This window comes from Xenorhabdus hominickii, assembly GCF_002632725.1.
GTDB lineage: Bacteria > Pseudomonadota > Gammaproteobacteria > Enterobacterales > Enterobacteriaceae > Xenorhabdus > Xenorhabdus hominickii.
In genome coordinates, this window is sequence record NZ_NJAI01000003.1 from 260883 (window position 1) to 282594 (window position 21712).

Consider the following 21712-nt stretch of genomic DNA (forward strand, 5'->3'; position numbering starts at 1 on the left):
CAAAGGATAATTTATTTATTATGTATCATGTTATTGCGGCAACAACTAACCCTGCGAAAATAAAAGCGATTAGCCTTGCATTCGATGATGTTTTTGGCTCGGGCACTTACCACATAGAAGATGTCAATGTAGATAGCAGTGTACCTCAACAGCCTATTGGCAATACCGAAACCCGAACAGGTGCCCGCCATCGTGTTATGGCTGCCCGTCAAGTCCGGCCTGAAGCTGACTTCTGGGTTGGGGTTGAAGCTGGAATTGAAGATGACATGACGTTTGCCTGGATGGTGATTGAGCATAAACAAATTCGGGGAGAGTCGCGTTCTGCGAGTCTTATGCTTCCTGAAAAAGTATTGGAAGGTATTCGCGAAGGACGAGAACTTGGCCATGAAATGGCTGAAGTCACTGGCATTGATAATATCAAGCAAAAAGGGGGGGCAATCGGTTTTTTTACCAACGGCATTCTGACTCGCACCAGCGTTTATCATCAAGCTCTGATATTGGCTCTTGTACCTATTCATCATGAAATTTACAAGGATATTAATAATTAACTTTAACGGCTGTTTATCCCCGCCGTCTTTCAAGTTGCAGCTTTGTTGGCTACGTTTACTCACCCCAGTTACATAGGTTAGCACATAGTTAGACATAGTTAGCTATGCTACTGGGGATTCGTTCCCTTGCTGTCGAGCTGCAACTCGAAATCCATTGGGTATACAAGTAAGCCGTTTGGGGTCATAACATGATGACCCCGCTTGGCTATTTAAGCCGTTATTTGCACGACTTAATGTAATTATTTAATAGCAGTTATTTTAATAACTGCGCTTCCAACCATGCTTTAACATGAGCTGGCGCTATTTTTAAGCTGTTCGAACCACGAGTGATTGTTGCGATACCCACACTTAGCTCGTTTTTCAGTTCGCGTTGGTTCATTTCTCCACGCATCAATTCCTGAATAATCCGAACTCGGGTTGATAAAGCGGTACGTTCATCGGGGGTCAATAATAGCTGCAAAATAGAATGTTGCAAATTTTCTTCAAATGCGTTTTGCAATAACTTTACAAAAGTGAACCAGTCATCACCATCTTCCGGGGAAATCGCCGGATCAATCAAATGATTTTGTGCCATAAAAAGCCACCATACTATTTAACTAGTACAGCAGCATATCATACATGCATCCTAAATTAATAATGTCTTTGCCATTCGGTATCGGTCAGTACGTTAGATATTTTCCCCATAAAATTATGGTAGAACATATCGTAGGCAAGAACATTTTTGACATAATTGCGTGTTTCATTGAAAGGGATGCTTTCAATAAAGGCAATCGGATCAAGGTGTCCAGAGGTATCAGCCAGCCAACGATCAACATTTGTAGGCCCTGCATTATAGGCGGCACTGGCAAGAATACGGTTATTGTCAAAACGCTGGTAAACCGAATCCAGATAAGCGGTGCCAATTTTAATATTCATAATTGGGTTCATTAATTGATTTTTACTGGCATAGCCCTGAATTTTATTCGTCTTTACCGTATGTTCGGCGGTTTTAGGCATGATTTGCATTAGCCCACTGGCTCCTTTAGAAGAGCGGGCTTGCGGATCCCACGCACTTTCCTGACGAGCAATTGCCATTGCATAACTTTGGGAAATATTTTTGTCTGCTGTAAAGTTTGCGAACTCGTTTTTCCATGCCAGCGGGAAACGTTCTTCAAGATGATCCCACATTTTTCCCGTAATAGTAGCTTGCACACTAAGCGAGGGCCAATGTTGTTCAAACGCATAACGCGCCAATTGTTCCTGCGTCAATGGATTTTGTGAGGCCACTAAGCGAACCCACTCCGAACGTGCCAGACTCTCCATATCCCAATACAACAACTCTTGGATGCGCTTAATTTCCGGCATACCAGCAATGGTCATATCGGGTCTTTTGGCTTTATTAATGTTCAGAGGATAAGTTATATGCAATTTCTGAGCGGCTACCATGGGATAAAAACCACGGTGCTTGGTTAGGTTACGCAATATTGCATTTCCTTCTGTGGTCTTTCCTTGATTGAGCAGAATAATGGCACTCCAATATTGCCATTCATCATTTTGCAAGACCGTTTTGGGCAGTAGCGCCAGCCAGCCATCAAGGCTAGTATAATCGCCATCCCTCAAAGCCAAACGAGCACGTCGCTCAAGCAATTTAGTCGATTGTGAATCCCGGATAGTTTCATCTCGCCACTTTGCTTGTTCTGGTGTGACATCTCCCATTAATTGCCATGCAATGAACTCTTTTAATTGCTGCTGTTCGGAGTCATTCATTTTCTGCATTCGCACCAGTGTTGGAATAGTTATTCTGGCTAATTTGGCATCTTTGCGGGCGAAACGCTGAAAGGCGGTGATAACGACCGAGCGGGTGAAATCTGTTGGAGCCGTGGTGGTTGCGAATTGTTCAACTAATTCAGGATCATGTTGTAGTTTTACCAAACTAGAGACTAACTTCTGATAATTTAATGGCAATCGCTTGGCAAGATAGCTAACGAGTGGAACGTTATTTTCTTTCATAGCCAATTCAAGACGCTGCAAAATTAAATTTGCAGACAAATATCCAGATTGTTCCCAAACATTAATGAGTTGATTGCAACTGTCAGGTAATGAACTGCCGCTGAGCCAAATTTTCTCAGCTCCTTGCCACGCAACCTGCTGGTGACCAGTGGCCCATTGGGCGAAGTAGTAATGGCAACGTTCGGCAACTGAATTTGGGGGATTGGGGGAGAAGGTTAAAAGGTTGTGCCAGTCGCCATTTTTTGCCAGTACATTGATAAATTGAAGTTTCAGCGAGTGTGTTAGTGGCAGAGTCGGGTAATTATCAATAAAGTGTTGAACTTGTTCAGGGGTAACTATTGCCAAATCCTGAGTTAATTGACGATATTCAAGATAAGGGTAGAGAGGATACTTTTGCAGCGTGGGCATTAGACGTGCAATTTCCTCTCTATTTTTGGCATCCCAAGCCTGTTTTATTTCTTGATATCGTTGACGTTGTGCGTCTAGCGAATCAGCATGAGCTGCTCCCACAACAACAAAAACCAGACTTACAGCTATTGCAAAATGCTGCCACTTACTCATTGCCACACACCTCTCCAGAAGATGATTCTACTATCATGCCAAAATGCATATACCCCCTATTTTTCAAGTTTCCGCTTGGTTGGCTACAACCTGAAATCTACTGGGTATGGCTAAAATACCATGTAATTATAAGCATATTATTGATGTGATTGATCACAACTAATACGTGCTAATAAGGAAGGGGCTGTAAAAGTGTTTATTTTATAAGAGAGTAGATAAACCTATTTGTATTCCATCCCTCAGTGAATACAATCGACAGATTGGAACGGCGATGCTATTCATAAAAGGACGTTCCGCCCAGAGGCTTTTTACCGTTTGCGGTTATCTAGCCCCCTGAACGCAAACGAATTTCAAAATTTCCTGATTAATTAAAAGGTAAAATACATTGGCTCAATATGTTTATAGTATGCATCGGGTTGGTAAAATTGTTCCCCCGAAAAGACATATTCTGAAAAATATTTCTCTGAGTTTTTTCCCGGGAGCAAAAATTGGTGTTCTCGGTCTGAATGGTGCCGGTAAATCGACCTTACTGCGCATCATGGCGGGTATTGATAAAGATATTGAGGGTGAAGCTCGCCCACAGCCCGGGATAAAAATTGGTTATCTGCCGCAGGAACCAAAGCTCAATCTTGAACATACTGTTCGCGAAGCAGTGGAAGAAGCTGTCAGCGAAGTAAAAAATGCTCTGACACGCCTTGATGAAGTCTATGCTGCTTATGCTGATCCGGACGCAGATTTTGACAAGCTGGCAAAAGAACAGGGTGAACTGGAATCTATTATCCAATCCCATGATGGGCACAACCTGGATAACCAGCTTGAGCGGGCGGCTGATGCTCTGCGTTTGCCTGCTTGGGATGCTAAAATTGAACATTTGTCAGGTGGTGAACGTCGTCGTGTAGCAATCTGCCGTTTGTTGCTGGAAAAACCAGACATGCTGCTGCTTGACGAACCAACCAACCACCTTGATGCTGAATCTGTCGCATGGCTGGAGCGCTTCTTGCATGATTATGAAGGCACAGTCGTTGCGATTACCCATGACCGTTACTTCCTTGATAACGTTGCTGGCTGGATTCTGGAACTTGACCGTGGTGAAGGCATTCCATGGGAAGGTAACTATTCTTCATGGCTGGAACAAAAAGATGCGCGCTTGGCGCAGGAAGCTGCATCAGAAGCGGCTCGCCGTAAATCCATTGAAAAAGAACTTGAGTGGGTTCGCCAAAATCCCAAAGGGCGTCAGGCAAAAGGTAAGGCACGTCTGGCTCGCTTTGAAGAACTCAATAACGTTGAGTACCAGAAACGTAATGAAACCAGTGAATTGTTCATTCCACCTGGCCCGCGTTTGGGTGATAAAGTGCTGGAAGTGACCGATCTGACTAAGTCTTATGGTGATCGTATTCTGATCGACAACTTGAGTTTCTCCCTGCCGAAAGGAGCGATTGTTGGGATCATCGGCCCGAATGGTGCGGGTAAATCGACACTGTTCCGTATGTTGTCAGACCAAGAGCAGCCGGATTCAGGTTCAATTTCATTGGGTGAAACCGTTAAATTGGCTTCTGTTGATCAGTTCCGCGATAGCATGGATGACAGCAAAACCGTTTGGGAAGAAGTTTCGGGCGGTCAAGATATCATGCGTATCGGCAACTTTGAAATTCCGAGCCGAGCTTATGTTGGGCGCTTTAACTTCAAGGGCGTAGATCAAGGTAAGCGTGTTGGTGAATTGTCTGGTGGTGAGCGTGGCCGTCTGCATTTATCCAAACTGTTGCAAGTCGGTGGCAATATGTTACTGCTTGACGAACCAACCAACGATTTAGATATTGAAACGCTGCGTGCGTTGGAAAATGCCCTGCTGGAATTTCCTGGCTGTGCGATGGTTATTTCCCATGACCGTTGGTTCCTTGACCGTATCGCGACACACATCATTGATTATCAGGATGAGGGTAAGGTGTCCTTCTTTGAGGGGAACTTCACCGAATACGAAGATTATAAAAAGCGGACTCTGGGGGCTGAAGCACTGGAGCCACACCGCATTAAATATAAAAAGATCAGCAAGTAAGCCTGATAAAGAAAACGGCCTGATATCAGGCCGTTTTTCAAGTTTAAGTTTATAAACAATAACTACACTAACACAACACGCGTTGTTCCAGAAAAGACTCATAAGTTTTAACGGCCTTTCCACTTGCTAAAGTGATGACACTATCTGCATATTGCATTAAGCGTTTATCTTGAGAGGCAATTACAACCGTACCTTTCTGTTCATGTGCAATAAATTTAAAGATATTAATCACCATCTGAAATGCCTGCTGATCTAAGTTGCGCATTGGATCATCTGCAAATAAATATTCAGGCCTTCTGACTATGGCTTTTGCCATTGCAGCCAGTTGTTTTTCGTTTTCAGACAGCTCCTCTGGATAATAACGGCTCTTATGGCCTAATTTGACAACGTCCAACGATTTCTGCGCGATTTTTTCTGCTTGTTCACGAGAAAGCGATAATCCATAAGACGTTGATAATAACAAGTTATCTAACAGAGTGAGTTCTCTAAATAAATTGAAACCCTGGAAAATAAACCCACTACTCTCGGTATGAAACTTTCCTAATTCTCTATCATTCATCAGTTTCAGCTTGTTATTATTTATTAATACATCTCCTTGGTCTGGTTGTAACATACCCGATGCAATCGACAGCACTGTACGGTTAGTCGATGCTTTCGGCCCTGTTATCAAAGTAATTTCACCTGGTATAATAGAAAATGTGATATCTGAAATCATTTCATGATTAACTGTATTATCAGTTAAACCATATGAAATATTGATAACCTCAATCGATTTAAATTGATTTAAGTTCATATTCTCAACACAATTAGGTTAAAAGATTAAAGCTTTTTCCTTAACATATACTGTCTAAGTCCATTCGCAATAATACCTATAAGGAATTGCGCAAATAAAAATAGTTTATATGTGAAACATTCACATCAGGGATATACTCATCTTATGTCAATTATTATTTACAATGATTATATAATAAATGAGATGTTTCTTAGTCTTGGAATAAAAAGTCAAAAACGTTAGTTAATTATGCTTAAGATAAAGATTTAGTTAAATAAAAATAGCATAAATCATTCTATTTTTATTCCACTTTGATAATAAGGAAAAAAGTCATTATGTTTTTATTAATAACTTAACATTATTTTGTGCATCACCCCCATTGTTGATAAAAGACCTAACATATTTGTGGGATTATTAATAACTAATAAAATTTATATAAATAAATCAATAGGTCTGTTCATTAAATGACTTATTTCTCTGTAATTCAAGTCAAAACGGTAAAATTCAAGCATCAAAAAATATTATTATCACAATTTATTTTATTGCTATTGTAAAAATAACCACAAGAAACATTTAATTAAACGTTAATATGGAATAAAACAAGGTCGAAAAAAGTTATGGCTAAGAATCAATTACTATCTATTAATTGTAATAATAATAATATAATTTAAATCTATTTTATAGATAAAAGTTAGTTACTCCATTAACATTTCTTGAACTAATTCAACACAGCGCAGAAAACGTTGATCATAGTCTGGCGAATTGACACAGATATAATTGATATTATTTTTCTTCAACATACTTTCAAGTAAATGTTGAAATTCTTTGCGATCCCGTTCGCTACCCAGACTTCTCAAACCATCAGCTACCCAAGGTGTGTTATTTTCTAAAAGAATAACTAAATCAAAGCGATACTCATCAATCATCGCTTGAACAAAAGGATGTTCTTTACCTTCATAGCGTTTGCAAAATGCCTGTGTTGTCACGAAATCGGTGTCAATAAATACAACTTTATTGGCATATTTAACTGAAAAATCAATATATTGAGCATGACCTAATGCAATCTTATCGTAATCTGAGTATTGCAAAGCCATTTCATCCCCCCCTAAGTGGGAAAATACATATTCACGACCGTATTCCCATGCACTGGTGGTGTTAAACATATTGGCCAGCTTATTCACTAATGTCGACTTTCCGCTCGATTCACCACCAAGGATAGCGACAGTGCGCACAAAGAATGGCTTCACTTCTGTAGGGATATATTCCCAATAACGGAAAGGTGCCTGACGAATTTGGCTGCCACTGATATTCATAAATGAACGCTGTGGATCAATAAGAAAAGTCTCAATACCGAAGTATTCTTTATAGCGAGAGACATCCTGCTCTTCACTGGAATAGATATAATTAGGATTGATACCTTTTTCTGCCATGAATGTTTTCACGCCTTTACTCCAAGCTTTCCAGCCATTCGGATAAGGCTCCATTCCTTGTTCATCAAAAACGTGAATATGGATATTTTTCTGATACTTAAACGTTTGCAATAACCATCTCAGGCGATCACTCACTGTGGGTTGTTGGGACATCGAACTGTTGATAAATAACTCACGATCCCGGGTTTCGTCATAACAAAGAACAACATGCAATTCATCAACTTGGCTGGATGCCCGTTGAATCAAATAAATGTGTCCGGTATGTAATGGGTAAAATTTACCAAACACGACTCCAATTGTTTTCTTTTCCATAGGATAGGCTAATCCTAGATATTGATGAAGAGCTGCCAGTTTCTGAGCGCTGGGACTCTTTATTTTGTCATTAACCAATTGGCTCAGATAGCCTTTTGTCATACCGCTCGCATCAGCAATTTGTTGTAACGTGTAACCTGCCTGTTTGATAGCATCTTTCAAATAGTCAAACTGATTCATACATCCTCCTTGTGTTTAGTATATTAAACAACATAGCATGCTCGCTGTGAAAGGTAAAATAAAATTGAGCATATTGATATTTTGGAATGAAATATTGCTATTTTCATGGCCGTAAGAATTTAAAATTAGATAATCAACAATATATAAAAAATAAAATAAATATGTATTAAATTTATGGTTAAATCGAAAAAATAATCACTATATTAATTGTTGGATTTTATTTAATACGATTGATCTATCTTTGGGATTTCGTAGTTATATTTGTATAACTATTTCGGATTAAATGTTACTAATAGTTTTTGATTAGGAAAATAGCGTGGGTTGATAGGGTGAATTTATTACCTGCCTTATTGGTTCTGATAATGTCAGGCAGGTAACAAAATATTTTATGTAACTCGGAATCTATTAAGGATAGAACGCTCTGGAGTAAATAGTGACTCAGTCATCCAGATCGTCCAAAATAGCTAAGGCATCAGCCAGTTTTTTAACACCGAATACCTTCATATCCGGCAATGCTTTTTTGGGAACATTGGCATGAGGCACAATAGCCCGTTTAAAGCCATGTTTGGCGGCTTCTGAAATGCGCTCCTGACCACTGGGAACGGGACGAATCTCACCCGCCAATCCCACTTCACCGAATACCACCAGATCACGGGGTAAAGGACGATTACGGAAACTGGAAACCAAAGAGAGCAATAATGCAAGGTCAGCACTGGTTTCCGTTACTTTCACACCACCGACAACGTTAACAAATACATCTTGGTCAGCCATTTGCAAACCTCCATGTCGATGCAAAACCGCCAATAGAATAGCCAACCTGTTTTGTTCAAGCCCTACCGCGACACGACGAGGATTTGACATCATGGAGTGGTCTACCAGCGCCTGAATTTCAACCAGCAAAGGACGAGTGCCCTCCCACACAATCATGACAGAACTACCCGATGTCACTTCATCGCCACGGCTCAGGAAAATGGCAGAAGGGTTATTCACTTCCCGCAATCCTTGTTCGGTCATAGCGAACACTCCAAGCTCATTGACGGCACCAAAACGGTTTTTATGACTGCGCAGTGTGCGAAAACGCGAATCTGCTTCGCCATCCAGCATGACAGAACAGTCTATACAGTGTTCGAGCACTTTTGGACCGGCCAAAGAGCCATCCTTTGTGACATGCCCAACCATGATAATGGCAACGCCACGGGTTTTTGCAAACCGTGTCAAGTAAGCTGCGGTTTCTCTCACTTGCGCTACACTGCCCGGTGAGGATTGAATATCCGCCATGTGCATCACTTGAATCGAGTCGATTACCATGAGTTTCGGTTGTTCCTGTTCGGCAATCAGGCAAATTTGTTCAATACTGGTTTCTGACAGCATGTTCAGTTCATCGGTCGGTAAGCCTAGCCGATGTGCTCTCATCGCGACTTGCTGCAATGATTCTTCCCCTGTGACATACAATGTTTTCATCTGGGTCGATAATTGGCACATAGTTTGTAAGAGCAGGGTACTTTTCCCTGCGCCAGGATTACCCCCGATCAAAATGGCACTACCAGGAACCACGCCGCCGCCAAGAACCCGGTCAAACTCTTTAAATCCGGTTGAAAAACGGGGCAGTTCTTCCAAACTGATCTCTGAGAGTTTCTGCACTTTGCTGATGCCCACATCTCCGGCATAGCCGCTTAAACGTTCATTACGGGAAGATGAAGCTGCGGCCAAACGCACTTCCGTAATTGTATTCCATGCGTGACATGCGGTACATTGCCCCTGCCAACGTGGATAATCTGCACCACACTCGTTACAGACAAATGCCCGTTTTGCTGCTTTTGCCACTCTGTTCTCCCTCAATATGACTACTAACGTTCTTCGTGTTTCAAGCCACCACTCAAAACACACAAAACACCCATCAAATCGGCATGGCGGATCGCAACCTTAGCCTGCGCATATACTTTGGGCTTGGCATGATAGGCAATTCCCAATCCTGCTTTGCGGATCATTTTCAGGTCATTGGCGCCATCACCAATGGCAACGGTTTGGCTCAGAGGAATGTTCAGCTCTTTTGCCAATCTTATCAGCGTAGTTGCTTTATATTTCGCATCGACAATTGTCCCTTTGACTTTGCCCGTCAGTTTGCCATCTTTAACTTCAAGTTGATTGGCTACGGTGGCAAAAAGACGCAGTTGTTGGCGAAGATTATCGGAAAAGAAAGTAAAACCACCGGAGGCGATCGCAACATGCCAGTCCAATGATTGTAACTTGCGGACAAGGCTCGTCAGGCCAGGCATAAGAGGGAGCGTATCCAGCACTTGCTGCAAGATTGCTGCATCGGCACCCGCCAGTTGAGCAACGCGTTCGCGCAGGCTTTCTGAGAAATCAAGCTCACCCTGCATTGCGCGTTCTGTGATTTCAGCGACTTTGTCGCCAACGCCAGCCAAACGAGCGATCTCATCAATACACTCGATCTGGATAGCGGTTGAATCCATATCCATCAACAAGAGGCCAGGCGAGCGCAGACGTGGGATTTGCCCCAATGGAACAACATCCAGACGACATTCATCTGCCAGTCGTTTAATGCGAGGCGAAAGGCTGCCAGCAATACGGACAACCTGATAATCATCAATACGCCATGAGGATACGACCACCATAGCTGCACCAAGCAGATGCTGAAACTCGCTGATGCGTTGTTTATCCAAACCACGCCCATACAGCAACCATCCGCTGTCCCCAGCTCGGTAATCCAGTGGCATCACTTCATCACCACTGAGGGATAACGGTAATCCCGGCCATTTATGGATCTCATCCGGTAAGTAACGATAGGCCAGATTATTAGACATGAATATCGACTCCTGTATTCCATACAATTTTGGCGGCAAAAAATTCTTTTCAAACTATCCTATCAATATTGCATCTGGCAACATGTGCCTTTGGTGCATGGGATGAGATAATAATGATGATAAAAGCTAAACTAAAATTCCGATTACACAAGACAGCGATTATTTTAGTATGTATAGGTCTGCTGGTACTGCTGATGCAGGGGGTTTCCTATTTCAGTCGTTCTCAACAGCAATCCCATATGGCTCAGTTCGAGGATCTGGCGAAGACATTGGCAAAACAAGTTGCATTCAGCTTATCTGATTATATAGATAATGGTAGCAAAGATATTGATAGTAAAAAAATTGTAGATAATTTGGATTATCTGACTCGGGAGAGTCGAATCTTGGATGCTAGTGTTTATTTGGCAAATGGAACACAGATTGCACGGAGTGGTGAACCGATCTCTGTTCGCGAACGATTATCGCTAGAGGGAAAAAAATCCAGTGGTTATTTTAACCAGCAAATAGTCGTACCTATACCGGGTAAAAACTCGCCCAAAGGTTTTCTCCGCCTGACATTGGATACCCACAGATTGGCAACTGAAGCTAAGCAGGTCGATAACACCACTAACTTACTCCGTATCATGCTCCTGCTATCCTTGGCGATTGGCTTTATTCTGGCCCATAATTTATTGCAGCTATCTCCTAGCCGTTGGCAACAGTCGCCTTATCTGTTGACTGCTAACACCAAATCCGCTGATGAGGTAGAAAATAAAGATGATGATCCTCAACAGTAACTTCAATGCTATAGGTTGGGCAGGTTTTGTAGATTAACGCTTATCATAAATTGCTTTCCCATAATACCGATTAAAGCAAACGGAATAGATTACACCGTGTAAAAGAGCAATCACAATTGCGCCATAAAACACAATCGGTTTATGGGACATCGCAACATGCAAAATAGGGAGCTGATCGAAGCGGAAGATATACATATGGAAAGCAATAACCGCTACCGCAAACATAATACCTGCCGCATTGTGGTGAATGTGCTTTGATAACAGAAGCCACTTTAAGATGAAGAAAAAAGGGATAAGCATCAATAAAGAAATCACTATGTAAATCATAACCATTTCCTTAAGTATTATTTGGGTTAAATATGGAAGTAGATATGTTTTTTACTCTCTAAAAAAACATAATTAACTTACTATCCATTTAATACATATAATATTTACTGTCATACAGTAAGTCTATGTCATAAAGCATACACCAATAATCAACATTGTTATTATTCATAATTTTGATTTTATTAATGAGTTGCAGTGCTTTTATCCCATCAACACTACATCTGGCAACGTATGCCTTTTGCGACACCCTCGATAGGGTGAGGAGCTGTCACAGCGTGAGTTATACTCCTGGGAATTCGTTTCCCTCGCCGCCGCTATGCAACCTGATATCCTATTGGGTATGCCGTGACCTGAATTCTGTTATTCGACAGAATTCAGGTCCTGTTGGATTAGATTATATGGAGAGTTATTAAAAGGTAGCTAATTCAACCAGGTTGTAAGTCTCAGGATTCGGGCCTATCCGCTTGCCAATATCCAATGTTGCCATGGCAGTTAAATCTTCTTTTTCCAATCTGAAATCAAACACCTCAAAATTTTCTTTAATACGAGAAGGGGTAACGGATTTAGGAATGGCAATCATGCCACATTCAAGGTGCCAGCGGATGACAATTTGCGCCGGTGTTTTTCCGTATTTAATGGCAAGTTTTTCAACTAATGGAGAGTCAAAAACGCCTTTTCCTCCCCGTGATAATGGGCTCCAGGATTCAGTTGTAATATGGTGGGTTGCATTCCATGAGTGAAGCTGTCGCTGTTGCATCAGTGGATGCAATTCAATTTGATTGATAGCAGGAATTTCGTTGGTTTCGGATATCAATCTCTGCAAATGTTCAATGTGGAAATTACACACACCAATACTGCGAACCAACCCCGCCTCTTTCAGATCAATAAGTTGTCTCCATGCATCAACATAATGATCTTGCTCAGGCGCAGGCCAGTGAATGAGATAAAGATCTACATAATCCAGCTGTAGTTTGTCCAAACTTTCCTGTAATGCAGCACTGGCGTCCAGATGGCGATCATTCCAAAGTTTGGTGGTGACAAAAATCTCTTCCCGTGGAATATCACTTTCCTTCAAGGCTTTTCCTACACCTTCTTCGTTATGATAAATCGCTGCTGTATCAATAGAACGATAACCCACTTCCAATGCCGTGTGGATAGCTTTAACAACCTGTTCATTACTCGCTTGCCAAACCCCAAGCCCCAATTGTGGCATGTGGTTCTCATCAACGAGCTTAATAATTGTTTGCTGCCCCATGCTTACCTCCTTCAGATTTGGAACTTCAGATGGACGCCTCATAAATTCGCTGACTGACATCAAGCGTAATATCTTGGTGTTCACCGAGAGCAACCAAACCTTGTGTTTCTAATTTTTTGATCATTGCAGGAATAGAACTGCCATCAAGCCGATAATCAGAAAGATGAGTTTTCACTCCCATATCTTCAAAAAACTGACGAGTGGCACGGATAGCCTTGCTGATTCTTTCTTCTTCAGAACCCTCAGTGAAATCCCAGACACGTTCAGCATATTGCAGGAGTTTGTCGTGTTTCGCTTCGCGTTTTTCTTGTAAAAGATGCGGTAATATAATCGCCAGTGTCTGAGCGTGGTCTAACCCGTGAAAGGCGGTTAACTGATGACCCAACTCGTGTGTTGCCCAATCTTGTGGCACTCCGGCACCTAAAAGACCGTTTAGCGCTTGGGTTGCTGTCCACATAATATTGGCGCGAATAGCATAATTTTCAGGTTCTTTTAGTACCTTAGGCCCTTCTTCAAGTAACGTCATCAATAAACCTTCTGCATAACGATCCTGCACTTTGGCATTTACGGGATACGTCAGGTACTGCTCCAACGTATGGACAAAAGCATCTACGACGCCATTAGCCGTCTGCCTGACTGGAAGAGAATATGTTACTTCGGGATCGAGGATGGCAATTTTGGGGAAAACAAAAGGAGAGGAAAAAGATTGCTTATCGCCTGTTTCCCGACGGCTGATGACTGAAAAATTATTGGTTTCGGAACCTGTTGCAGGTAGTGTTAGTACACAGGAAAAAGGAAGAGCAGAAGTGATATATGCACCGTTGGTTATTAATATCTCCCACAAATCATCATGAGGATAATTAACTGCTGCCGCAATGAATTTAGTGCCATCAATGACAGATCCTCCCCCGATTGCCAGTAAATAATCAATCTCATGTTGGCGGATGTAATCGACAGCTTTGATAAGTGTTTCATAGGCGGGATTGGGTTCAATACCACTGAACTCGTCAATTGTATAGCCTTCCAATGCAGCATAAACTTGGGAAAGTACCCCATTGTGCTTAATACTACCACCGCCATAAACTAACAAAATCTTCGCCGTTTTCGGGATTTCATTACTTAATTGGGCAATTTGCCCTTTGCCGAAAATGATTTTGGTGGGGGTGTGTAGGGTGAAATTCTGCATAATAATAACCTTTTCTTACTCGTTAGATCATGTAAGTTTTGGGATATATCAATGAGCATCCTTTTGTTTATTGAGACGATTTTATTTGTATAGTTTCAACAGCATCACGTTAGGATATTGATCGATTGATAAGGTCGTCCATCCCATTCAGGGAAGTTATTCAGCCTATGAAATTCGGGTACTGCTCAAACTGTTGGCACTAACGGTTGCCTGTCGGAATGGACTCTGGTTGTTTAATTTTTGGGGTTGATAAATTTTCAAATAAAAAAACAGCCGCTTTTATAAGAAAGCCTAAACAACAAGTTTTTTGACTTACTTTCTCTTTGATGATTTTTTGTGGCGCCAGTACATCAGTAAAGAAGCGGATAATCCACTGATCAACAAAATCACAGGCAGAATTATCAAAATGTTCATCACCAGATCTTGGTGCGCTTTGACAAATGGGATCTGGTTCAGTATGTAGCCAAAACCCACGATAATAATGACCCATAAAAAGCCACTTAACCAGTTAAAAAACTGAAAGCGTTTATTATTTAGACCAGAAATACCCGCAAATGTTGGCAGAAGAGTACGAACAAACGCTAAAAAACGTCCGATAAGCAGAGCGGATAGGCCGTATTCGGAGAATAGTTGATTGGCACGTTGGCGATATTGTAAGGGAAGTTGCGCCAGCCAATTTTTCACTATTCGGGTATGACCGAGCCAGCGACCCTGCAAATAGCCTAGCCAGCACCCCAGACTTGCCGCAATACTCAATAGAATGACGGTGGGAATGAAACTCATGACGCCTTTGGCAATCAAGGCACCAGAAAGTATCAGCAAAGTATCGCCGGGTAAAAAAGCGGCTGGCAATAGCCCGTTTTCCAGCACTAACGTGACAAAGAGAACACCATAAATAATCCAGATGACATCGGGATTGGCGAGTTGGTTAAAATCATGATGCCAGAGCGCATGCACAATCTCGCTTAACGTTTCCATTGTTTATCCTGTAATTTTTGCGAATGAACTAATTAACGAGCAGGTCTATACCTATATTTCGAATGTAAAAGATGAAAGGAGGTTTCAAGTGTACCGCAAAATGAAGGGGGGAGGGGGGGATTTGATACAACATAAAGGCTTGAACGGGATGACAGGGAAAAAATGACATCATGACTCTCTTTAATACTCTTTTACGACCCCCTCGCATTGGGGCGAGGGTTTACGGCGTTTTTCGCTAAATAGAGAGGCATGATGTTAAAGAATTCATTCTAAACATTGAGTCTCTGATGTTATGCATACTTGGAATTAAAAAAGAGCCAGGCGGGCAAAACCGGCTTCCAGATCATCAATCAAGTCTTGTGGGTTTTCCAATCCGATATGGAGACGGAATAACGTGCCCGTTTTCTGGGGCGAATCATATTGGCGCATTGTCTTAAGCATTTCAGGCTGGATACCCAAAATTAATGATTCAAATCCTCCCCATGAAAAAGCCATCTTGAAATGGGTGAAATTATCCAGATAATCAGAAAATTGTGTCGGTGTAAGTTGGATATTCAGGAGAAAAGAAAATAACCCGCAAGAGCCTGTGAAATCGCGTTGAAAATAATGATGTCCAGGGCAAGAAGGCAAGGCAGGATGGTAAACTTCAGCCACTTCTGGCCGCTGTGCAAGCCATTTGGCAATCTTGATACTGTTTTCTTCATGCTGTTTCAGGCGAACAGCCAGCGTACGTAACCCACGGGTTGCTGTATACACTGTTTCAGGATCAGCAATTTGACCCTGCAAATAAGAACTTTCCCTGAGTTGATCCCAACAACGTGCATTGGCAACCGCGGTTCCCAGCATGCCATCCGAATGTCCGATGATATATTTTGTGGCAGATTGAACGGAAATATCGATACCAAATTCCAGCGCCTTAAACAGCACACCCGCCGCCCATGTATTATCAATGATAATCACCATCTCAGGATTAACCTGACGGACAGCCTGCACGATAGCCGGAATATCCTGTACTTCCATCGTCAGTGAGCCGGGAGATTCAAGAAAAACCACCTTAGTATTGGGTTTAATCAACGAAGCAATACCTTCTCCGATCATCGGGTCAAAATAGTCGGTAGAAATGCCCATCTTATGGAGAAACTGATTGCAAAATTCCTGTGTAGGTTCGTAAGCTGTTCCTGTCAGCAAAACATGATCGCCAGTTTCCACGAATGCTAAAATCGAATGGGTGATCGCTGCTGCTCCAGAAGGATAAAGGGCACAGCCAGCACCATTTTCCAGTTCGGTCATGGCTTCCTGAAAGGAGAAGTGCGTGAGTGTGCCACGGCGTCCATAGAATAATTCACCTTTTGCCCGATTCTTCAAGGCATGTTTCATATCTGCAACGGTATCGAAAATGACAGATGATGTACGTTGAATAAGGGGATTAACCGCGTTTTGCGTATATTTTTTTTGCCTTCCTGCACTGACTAATAAAGTTTCTAGTTTTTTTTCTGTCATAGCATCCCACCCCTAAGCTCATGTTTGGTTCACTGTCCAAGTAAAATTGTTCAAATAATGATAAGCAAGTTAAAAGATTTGGGGCGGTTTTGCCAAAAGGAATTGAGCAACTTGACGAAAATTCAAGGTGCTCTATCAACAGTAAGTCAGAAGAGATTAAATAATATGCATCATTAATTAGCACTTTTTTATCAAATAGTAATGATAATTACTATCAAATCGCTCAATGTCTGATATCATTCACGGCGGACTTTTACCCCACTTGGGGTGATAAGTATGGATCAGGCTTCAAATGAAGCTTTTATACCTAATCGATTTCAACTTGCAGTGCGATCAACGTGCAGTCAACAGAGAAGCAACGGGCAAGATGAAGGAATACATGGTGAAAAATGATCCATACTCAGAATATATATTAGGATTAGCAAGATGAGTAAACGCGATTCACTGCTAAGTAACAGAATCTATAAGAAAGAGAGTAAGGCTAACTGATGCGTAATTTGACAGCTTCTATTCTATTGGCACTCGGATTAACAAGTTCAGCATGGGCTGATACTGCGCCAGCAACGCCAGAAAATCAGGCTGCTGCTCAGGTAGCCGCTCCGGCCACACCAGCCCCTGCCGCAGCTCCTCAGCAAGAGGCTGAAGCGAAAACCGAAGCGCCATCAACCAAAAAACCGCAAGCTACAGAAAAGCAAACCACAGAGCCGCAATCAGACGCGGTTGAGACAACAGAGAGTGTGACCGCAGAAAGCGTGACAACTGAAACTGTTACCACTTCGGTTTCAGACGAATCTGAAAATCTGTCCAGTGGTTTTGCAACGGATCTGTCTATTTGGGGTATGTATCAGAACGCGGATGCAGTAGTAAAAACTGTTATGGTGGGGTTAGTTATTGCCTCTGTCATCACATGGGCACTATTTTTCTCCAAAGGAGTTGAACTGCTGACAGCTCGCCGTCGTTTACGCAAAGAACAACAGGCCTTGGCTGACGCGACCAACTTGGATATGGCAGCGAAAATTGCAGCTGATTTTAGTAAGCAGAGCATCAGTCGTCTAATGTTGAGCGAAGCTCAGTCCGAGCGCGCTTTATCTGCTGAAAGTACCGACAAAGCGGGTACGAAAGAACGTACAGCCTTCCGCATGGAACGTACCGTCGCGGCAATCAGCCGTCATATGGGCCGTGGCAACGGCTATCTGGCAACCATTGGCGCAATCTCCCCATTTATCGGCCTGTTCGGGACTGTCTGGGGGATTATGAACAGCTTTATTGGTATTGCCCATTCACAAACGACAAACTTGGCCGTTGTCGCACCGGGTATCGCGGAAGCACTGCTGGCAACCGCACTGGGGCTGGTAGCAGCGATCCCTGCGGTAGTGATTTATAACGTCTTTGCCCGTGTGATTTCATCATATCGTGGACAAGTGGGGGATATGGCGGCTCAGGCAATTCTGTTGCTGGGACGTGATCTTGATCTGGCTGACAGCAAAGCAGAAAAAGCAGAAAAAGCAGAAGCAAGGTAATCAATTATGGCAATACGTCTTAATGAAGATTTGGACGATAGCGGTGAATTGCATGAAATTAACGTCACGCCATTTATTGACGTGATGTTGGTGCTGCTGATTATTTTCATGGTGGCGGCACCACTGGCAACAGTAGATATTAAAGTTGATTTGCCGGCATCCTCTGCTAAACCGCAACCGCGCCCGGAAAAACCCGTATTCCTGACCGTTAAAGCGGATCATCAGCTGTACGTGGGGGATCAATTGGTTGAGCGCGATACTTTATCTTCGGTATTGGATCAAACCACACAATCCAATAAAGAAACCACGATTTTCTTCCAAGCAGATAAATCTGTGGATTATGAAATGTTGATGAGTGTGATGAATTCACTGCGCAAAGCGGGTTATCTCAAAGTTGGGTTGGTGGGAATGGAGTCTGTTGCCGCTCAGTAAGTTTCATCAAGGCTATCTGATAGCGGATGCCGCAGGAAGATAGTGTGATAAATATGAACTGTCCAATTGATTGGGCAGTTCAATTTTTTATCTTTTATTTCTATTCGGTATATTAATGGTATACCGTCATAACTCCCTCCTCAAAACAAACACCATTCTTTATCTCCATTTGTAGATATTAATTGAGATTATTGTATTAAAAATAAAAAACTAAAGATTGTTTTTTCTGTATGCATATATATTCATGTTTCGATATTTTATTTTATGTTTATCTATACTCGTCGTCTTTCAAGTTGCCGCTTTGTTGGCTACGCTCACTCACCCAGTCACATGGCCTATGCTCCTGGATATTCGTTCCCTTGCCGTCGCGCTGCAACTTGAAATCCATTGGGTATATGCAAAAAATCTTATGCCAAACATTGAATTGTGGCGTTTGCATTCATGGCATATTGGCGGAGTTTTATAATCTTTATATTTGAAATCGACTCCTGGTTTTCTAATAGGGCAAGTATCATCATAATGATTCTTACCCTTTGATTTATCTAATGGTTCGGCCTATTTACTCAAATAATTAAGCATCCGTTCCAGTGGATATACCGCTCGTATCACTACTTCATCACGCATTTGTGTCCCTTGTGTCAGCAATTTCTGGGCATCCTGTTGCTGTTGTGGCGAAAATGTTTTTCCGGCCTTCACGTGATCCAGCATCACTAAACCAAGCTCGGCAATTTCGCTGACATCATTGGCAACGGGTACGAGATCACGCATCATATAGTTCGCTTTGACAATCTTCATCACGGAATTATGGTTATCCCGCCAACGTATTAGTCGATCACGTAATGCCTGCTCCGCCTGCCAATCCTGCTTATTCTTTAATAGCCGATCAACCAATGTTTCCATTTCCCTGACAACCAGACTTTCTGATCCTAACGTATCAGCAAAACGATAAAGTGGTTCATATTGATGGTAATTACCGGCTTGAAACTTAGAATGATGGCGGGAGTAATACTGGGCTGGCTCCACTGCTTCAGCCAAGATTTGCAGTGGTTCAATATTCGTATTGTTTGCCAAACGGGTCATCAACCGTTGGCTATTGGCTTGCTGTTGCAAGCCGACGGATACCGTTGTCCACGCATCCATCGTATGTAAACGCTGATACATGTGCTTTTCATTCGTCACATCTTTGGCAGACCAAAGTCGTTCAGCTATGGCAAAGGTACGTGGCCAGAGTTTAATATCCAACACTTCAGCGGTGACATTCTCTGACCATAATGCAGCTTCAGCTCCCAGAATATTGTGCTGATGGTGATTCGCTGGTACAACAGGTTGATTGCCAGCGGGAGTCGTTGCTAACTTTTCTCCTGTGACTGGATAGCGCACATTACCTAACAGGATATAACCGCTCGCGGTTTTTTGTTGCTGATTGAGGTTTACAACCGGAGTCGTTTCTCCCATCCAACTATCCACAGTAAACTTCACTGTCTCCCCTCGCCAAACAATGCTGTTAACGGCGCGACGTGATTTTCCGGCGAAATCAATAAAACCACGCCATTTGCCGTTGTTGTCCTGAATCAGAGTAAAACTGCCCGTCACTGGGTTTCCTTTTAAACGTGGCATCGTAAATGACCAGCTTTGCGCGGTCTCATCTGCTTTCACGTTATCATCGATGTTGAGTGTTTGTGGCAAGACTTCATTGCGATAGTGATAGGCCGCACTTTGGGGTTGATCAAGATAAAACCCTGTGGACAAGATTCCTTGATAGCCTTCATCAGCGGTCTTGCCCAGTGAATCTTGCCCCTGCCATGATTGAATAACGATAGATTTCGGTAATGCGGGATGATAGATTTCATCCCATCCCACCATTTTACGCCCGTGTTTTTCAAGGATCGTTTCTAGCTCTTGATTGAACCACGCGTGCAAGGCATGACTATCTTTCAAGCCTTTTTCCTGCATAAATATCTGGATTTTTTTAGAAGCCTGCCATTGAGAAGCATCAACTTCATCACCGCCAATGTGAATGTATGGGTCAGGGAAAATTTCAGTGATCTCACCAATTAAAGTATCGACAAACTGATGTACTTGCGGATTGCTTGGATCCAGCGTTGGTTTGTGGACTCCCCACTGGCGCTGCATCTCGTAGTTTCCATATGTGCTGATCAATTCAGGGTAGGCAACGGCAATGGCGGAAGCATGACCGGGTAAATCAATCTCAGGTACAACGCGAATACCTAAACTGCTGGCATAAGCAACCACATCCTGCATCTGCGCTTTACTGTAAAACAGGCCATCGCTCGCACGTTGTTGTAGTTTCGGATAATGATCAGAAGCGAAACGCCAGCCTTGATCATCGGTTAAATGCCAATGAAAGACATTCATTTTGGCGGCAGCCATGCCATCCAATTGGCGTTTAATCACTTCAACTGGCAGAAAATGACGAGCAGAATCAAGTATCACGCCACGCCATGAAAATCGCGGATTATCGGTAATATTGACCAGAGGCAGATAAGTACCTTTGTGATCGTTTTGCAATAATTGCAACAAAGTTTCCACGCCACGCATAGCACCAAAACGGGTCGCTGATTTCAATGTGACACCGTGGGAATTAATGACTAACTGATAACTTTCATCGTTGTTGGGTTGGGGAATCGGCGCTGTTTTCTTGGCTATGCTAATTCTGATCGTCGGGACAGAGGAAATAGAATATTCAGGTGGCGGCAATATCCAGCCAGTTTGTGCTTCAATGCGTTTTCGCCAGCGGGATATGGCATCTTGCATCTCATCTCCCGTAACGATGATATTCAGTTTTCTGTCAATATTATAAAGACGCCCCTGTTGTACTGAAACTTGTTGTGGCCAAGGCATAAGAGGAAGGTGATTGGCAGAAACCGCCATAGCCGAAAAACTACAACTTAACGCGGTGATTAATAATAGAGGGCGGAAGGGAAACTTCATGATTTTTCTCTCATTTTTTTCAATAATGCGTAAAACAATTTTTTTAATGCAAATTCGTTAATTCAAATGGGCGCCGATGTGATTATCGTTTCGGCGCCGGTTTATATTTCCGTGAA

The 21712-nt window shown here is 42.5% G+C and carries 17 protein-coding genes; 5 read left to right on the forward strand and 12 right to left on the reverse strand.

Translation table 11 applies throughout. From position 1 onward, the window contains the following. Positions 1-20: 20 nt before the first annotated feature. The gene (gene yjjX / locus Xhom_RS44425; RefSeq protein ID WP_069316900.1) at positions 21-548 is read left to right on the forward strand and encodes an inosine/xanthosine triphosphatase; all 528 of its coding nucleotides are present in this window, start codon (positions 21-23) and stop codon (positions 546-548) included. A 253-nt stretch (positions 549-801) separates the two neighbouring features. On the opposite strand, the gene trpR is transcribed toward yjjX, so the two are convergent. Next, positions 802-1122, reverse strand: coding sequence for a trp operon repressor (gene trpR, locus Xhom_RS44420; RefSeq protein WP_069316899.1), 321 nt, complete (start codon positions 1120-1122; stop codon positions 802-804). 56 nt (positions 1123-1178) lie between these two features. Beyond that, a complete protein-coding gene (sltY, locus tag Xhom_RS44415; protein ID WP_069316898.1) occupies positions 1179-3098 on the reverse strand; it encodes a murein transglycosylase in 1920 nt (639 codons plus the stop codon). 385 nt (positions 3099-3483) lie between these two features. Here sltY and ettA point away from each other — a divergent pair, with 385 nt between their 5' ends. After that, the gene (ettA, locus tag Xhom_RS44410; protein WP_071933877.1) at positions 3484-5151 is read left to right on the forward strand and encodes an energy-dependent translational throttle protein EttA; all 1668 of its coding nucleotides are present in this window, start codon (positions 3484-3486) and stop codon (positions 5149-5151) included. 67 nt (positions 5152-5218) lie between these two features. Here the strand turns inward: ettA and Xhom_RS44405 are convergent, their stop codons facing one another. The 4 genes from Xhom_RS44405 to serB all read right to left on the reverse strand — a co-directional run bounded on the left by Xhom_RS44405 (position 5219) and on the right by serB (position 10670). Next, positions 5219-5944: an ATP-binding cassette domain-containing protein gene (locus tag Xhom_RS44405; RefSeq protein ID WP_069316896.1), complete on the reverse strand. Its 726-nt coding sequence runs from the start codon at positions 5942-5944 to the stop codon at positions 5219-5221. A gap of 674 nt (positions 5945-6618) precedes the next feature. Beyond that, complete coding sequence (nadR, locus tag Xhom_RS44400; protein WP_069316895.1) at positions 6619-7845, reverse strand: multifunctional transcriptional regulator/nicotinamide-nucleotide adenylyltransferase/ribosylnicotinamide kinase NadR; 1227 nt, start codon at positions 7843-7845, stop codon at positions 6619-6621. 438 nt (positions 7846-8283) lie between these two features. Next, positions 8284-9669, reverse strand: a complete 1386-nt coding sequence (radA, locus tag Xhom_RS44395) for a DNA repair protein RadA (RefSeq protein WP_069316894.1) — start codon at positions 9667-9669, stop codon at positions 8284-8286. 23 nt (positions 9670-9692) lie between these two features. Beyond that, the gene (gene serB, locus Xhom_RS44390; protein ID WP_069316893.1) at positions 9693-10670 is read right to left on the reverse strand and encodes a phosphoserine phosphatase; all 978 of its coding nucleotides are present in this window, start codon (positions 10668-10670) and stop codon (positions 9693-9695) included. A 116-nt stretch (positions 10671-10786) separates the two neighbouring features. Between serB and Xhom_RS44385 the strand changes: the two genes are divergently transcribed. Beyond that, the gene (locus tag Xhom_RS44385; RefSeq protein WP_069318486.1) at positions 10787-11446 is read left to right on the forward strand and encodes a YtjB family periplasmic protein; all 660 of its coding nucleotides are present in this window, start codon (positions 10787-10789) and stop codon (positions 11444-11446) included. Positions 11447-11479: 33 nt separating this feature from the next. Here the strand turns inward: Xhom_RS44385 and Xhom_RS44380 are convergent, their stop codons facing one another. From Xhom_RS44380 to metC, 5 genes are all read right to left on the reverse strand, one after another. Continuing rightward, positions 11480-11773, reverse strand: a complete 294-nt coding sequence (locus Xhom_RS44380; RefSeq protein ID WP_069316892.1) for a hypothetical protein — start codon at positions 11771-11773, stop codon at positions 11480-11482. Between the two features lie 409 nt (positions 11774-12182). After that, positions 12183-13028 carry a 2,5-didehydrogluconate reductase DkgA gene (dkgA, locus tag Xhom_RS44375; RefSeq protein WP_069316891.1) on the reverse strand — a complete coding sequence of 282 codons (846 nt, stop codon included), beginning with the start codon at positions 13026-13028 and terminating at the stop codon, positions 12183-12185. A 25-nt stretch (positions 13029-13053) separates the two neighbouring features. Continuing rightward, a complete protein-coding gene (gene yqhD, locus Xhom_RS44370) occupies positions 13054-14214 on the reverse strand; it encodes an alcohol dehydrogenase (protein WP_069316890.1) in 1161 nt (386 codons plus the stop codon). Between the two features lie 312 nt (positions 14215-14526). Continuing rightward, entirely contained in the window at positions 14527-15192 is a 666-nt protein-coding gene (locus tag Xhom_RS44365) for a DedA family protein (protein ID WP_069316889.1), read from the reverse strand. 306 nt (positions 15193-15498) lie between these two features. Beyond that, positions 15499-16692, reverse strand: coding sequence for a cystathionine beta-lyase (metC, locus tag Xhom_RS44360; RefSeq protein WP_069316888.1), 1194 nt, complete (start codon positions 16690-16692; stop codon positions 15499-15501). Positions 16693-17180: 488 nt separating this feature from the next. On the opposite strand from metC, the gene exbB reads away from it, so the two are divergent. Continuing rightward, a complete protein-coding gene (gene exbB / locus Xhom_RS44355; RefSeq protein ID WP_069316887.1) occupies positions 17181-18212 on the forward strand; it encodes a tonB-system energizer ExbB in 1032 nt (343 codons plus the stop codon). A gap of 6 nt (positions 18213-18218) precedes the next feature. Further along, entirely contained in the window at positions 18219-18644 is a 426-nt protein-coding gene (exbD, locus tag Xhom_RS44350) for a TonB system transport protein ExbD (RefSeq protein ID WP_069316886.1), read from the forward strand. A 555-nt stretch (positions 18645-19199) separates the two neighbouring features. Here exbD and Xhom_RS44345 read toward each other — a convergent pair. Beyond that, the gene (locus tag Xhom_RS44345; protein ID WP_069316885.1) at positions 19200-21596 is read right to left on the reverse strand and encodes a beta-N-acetylhexosaminidase; all 2397 of its coding nucleotides are present in this window, start codon (positions 21594-21596) and stop codon (positions 19200-19202) included. Positions 21597-21712: the final 116 nt, after the last annotated feature.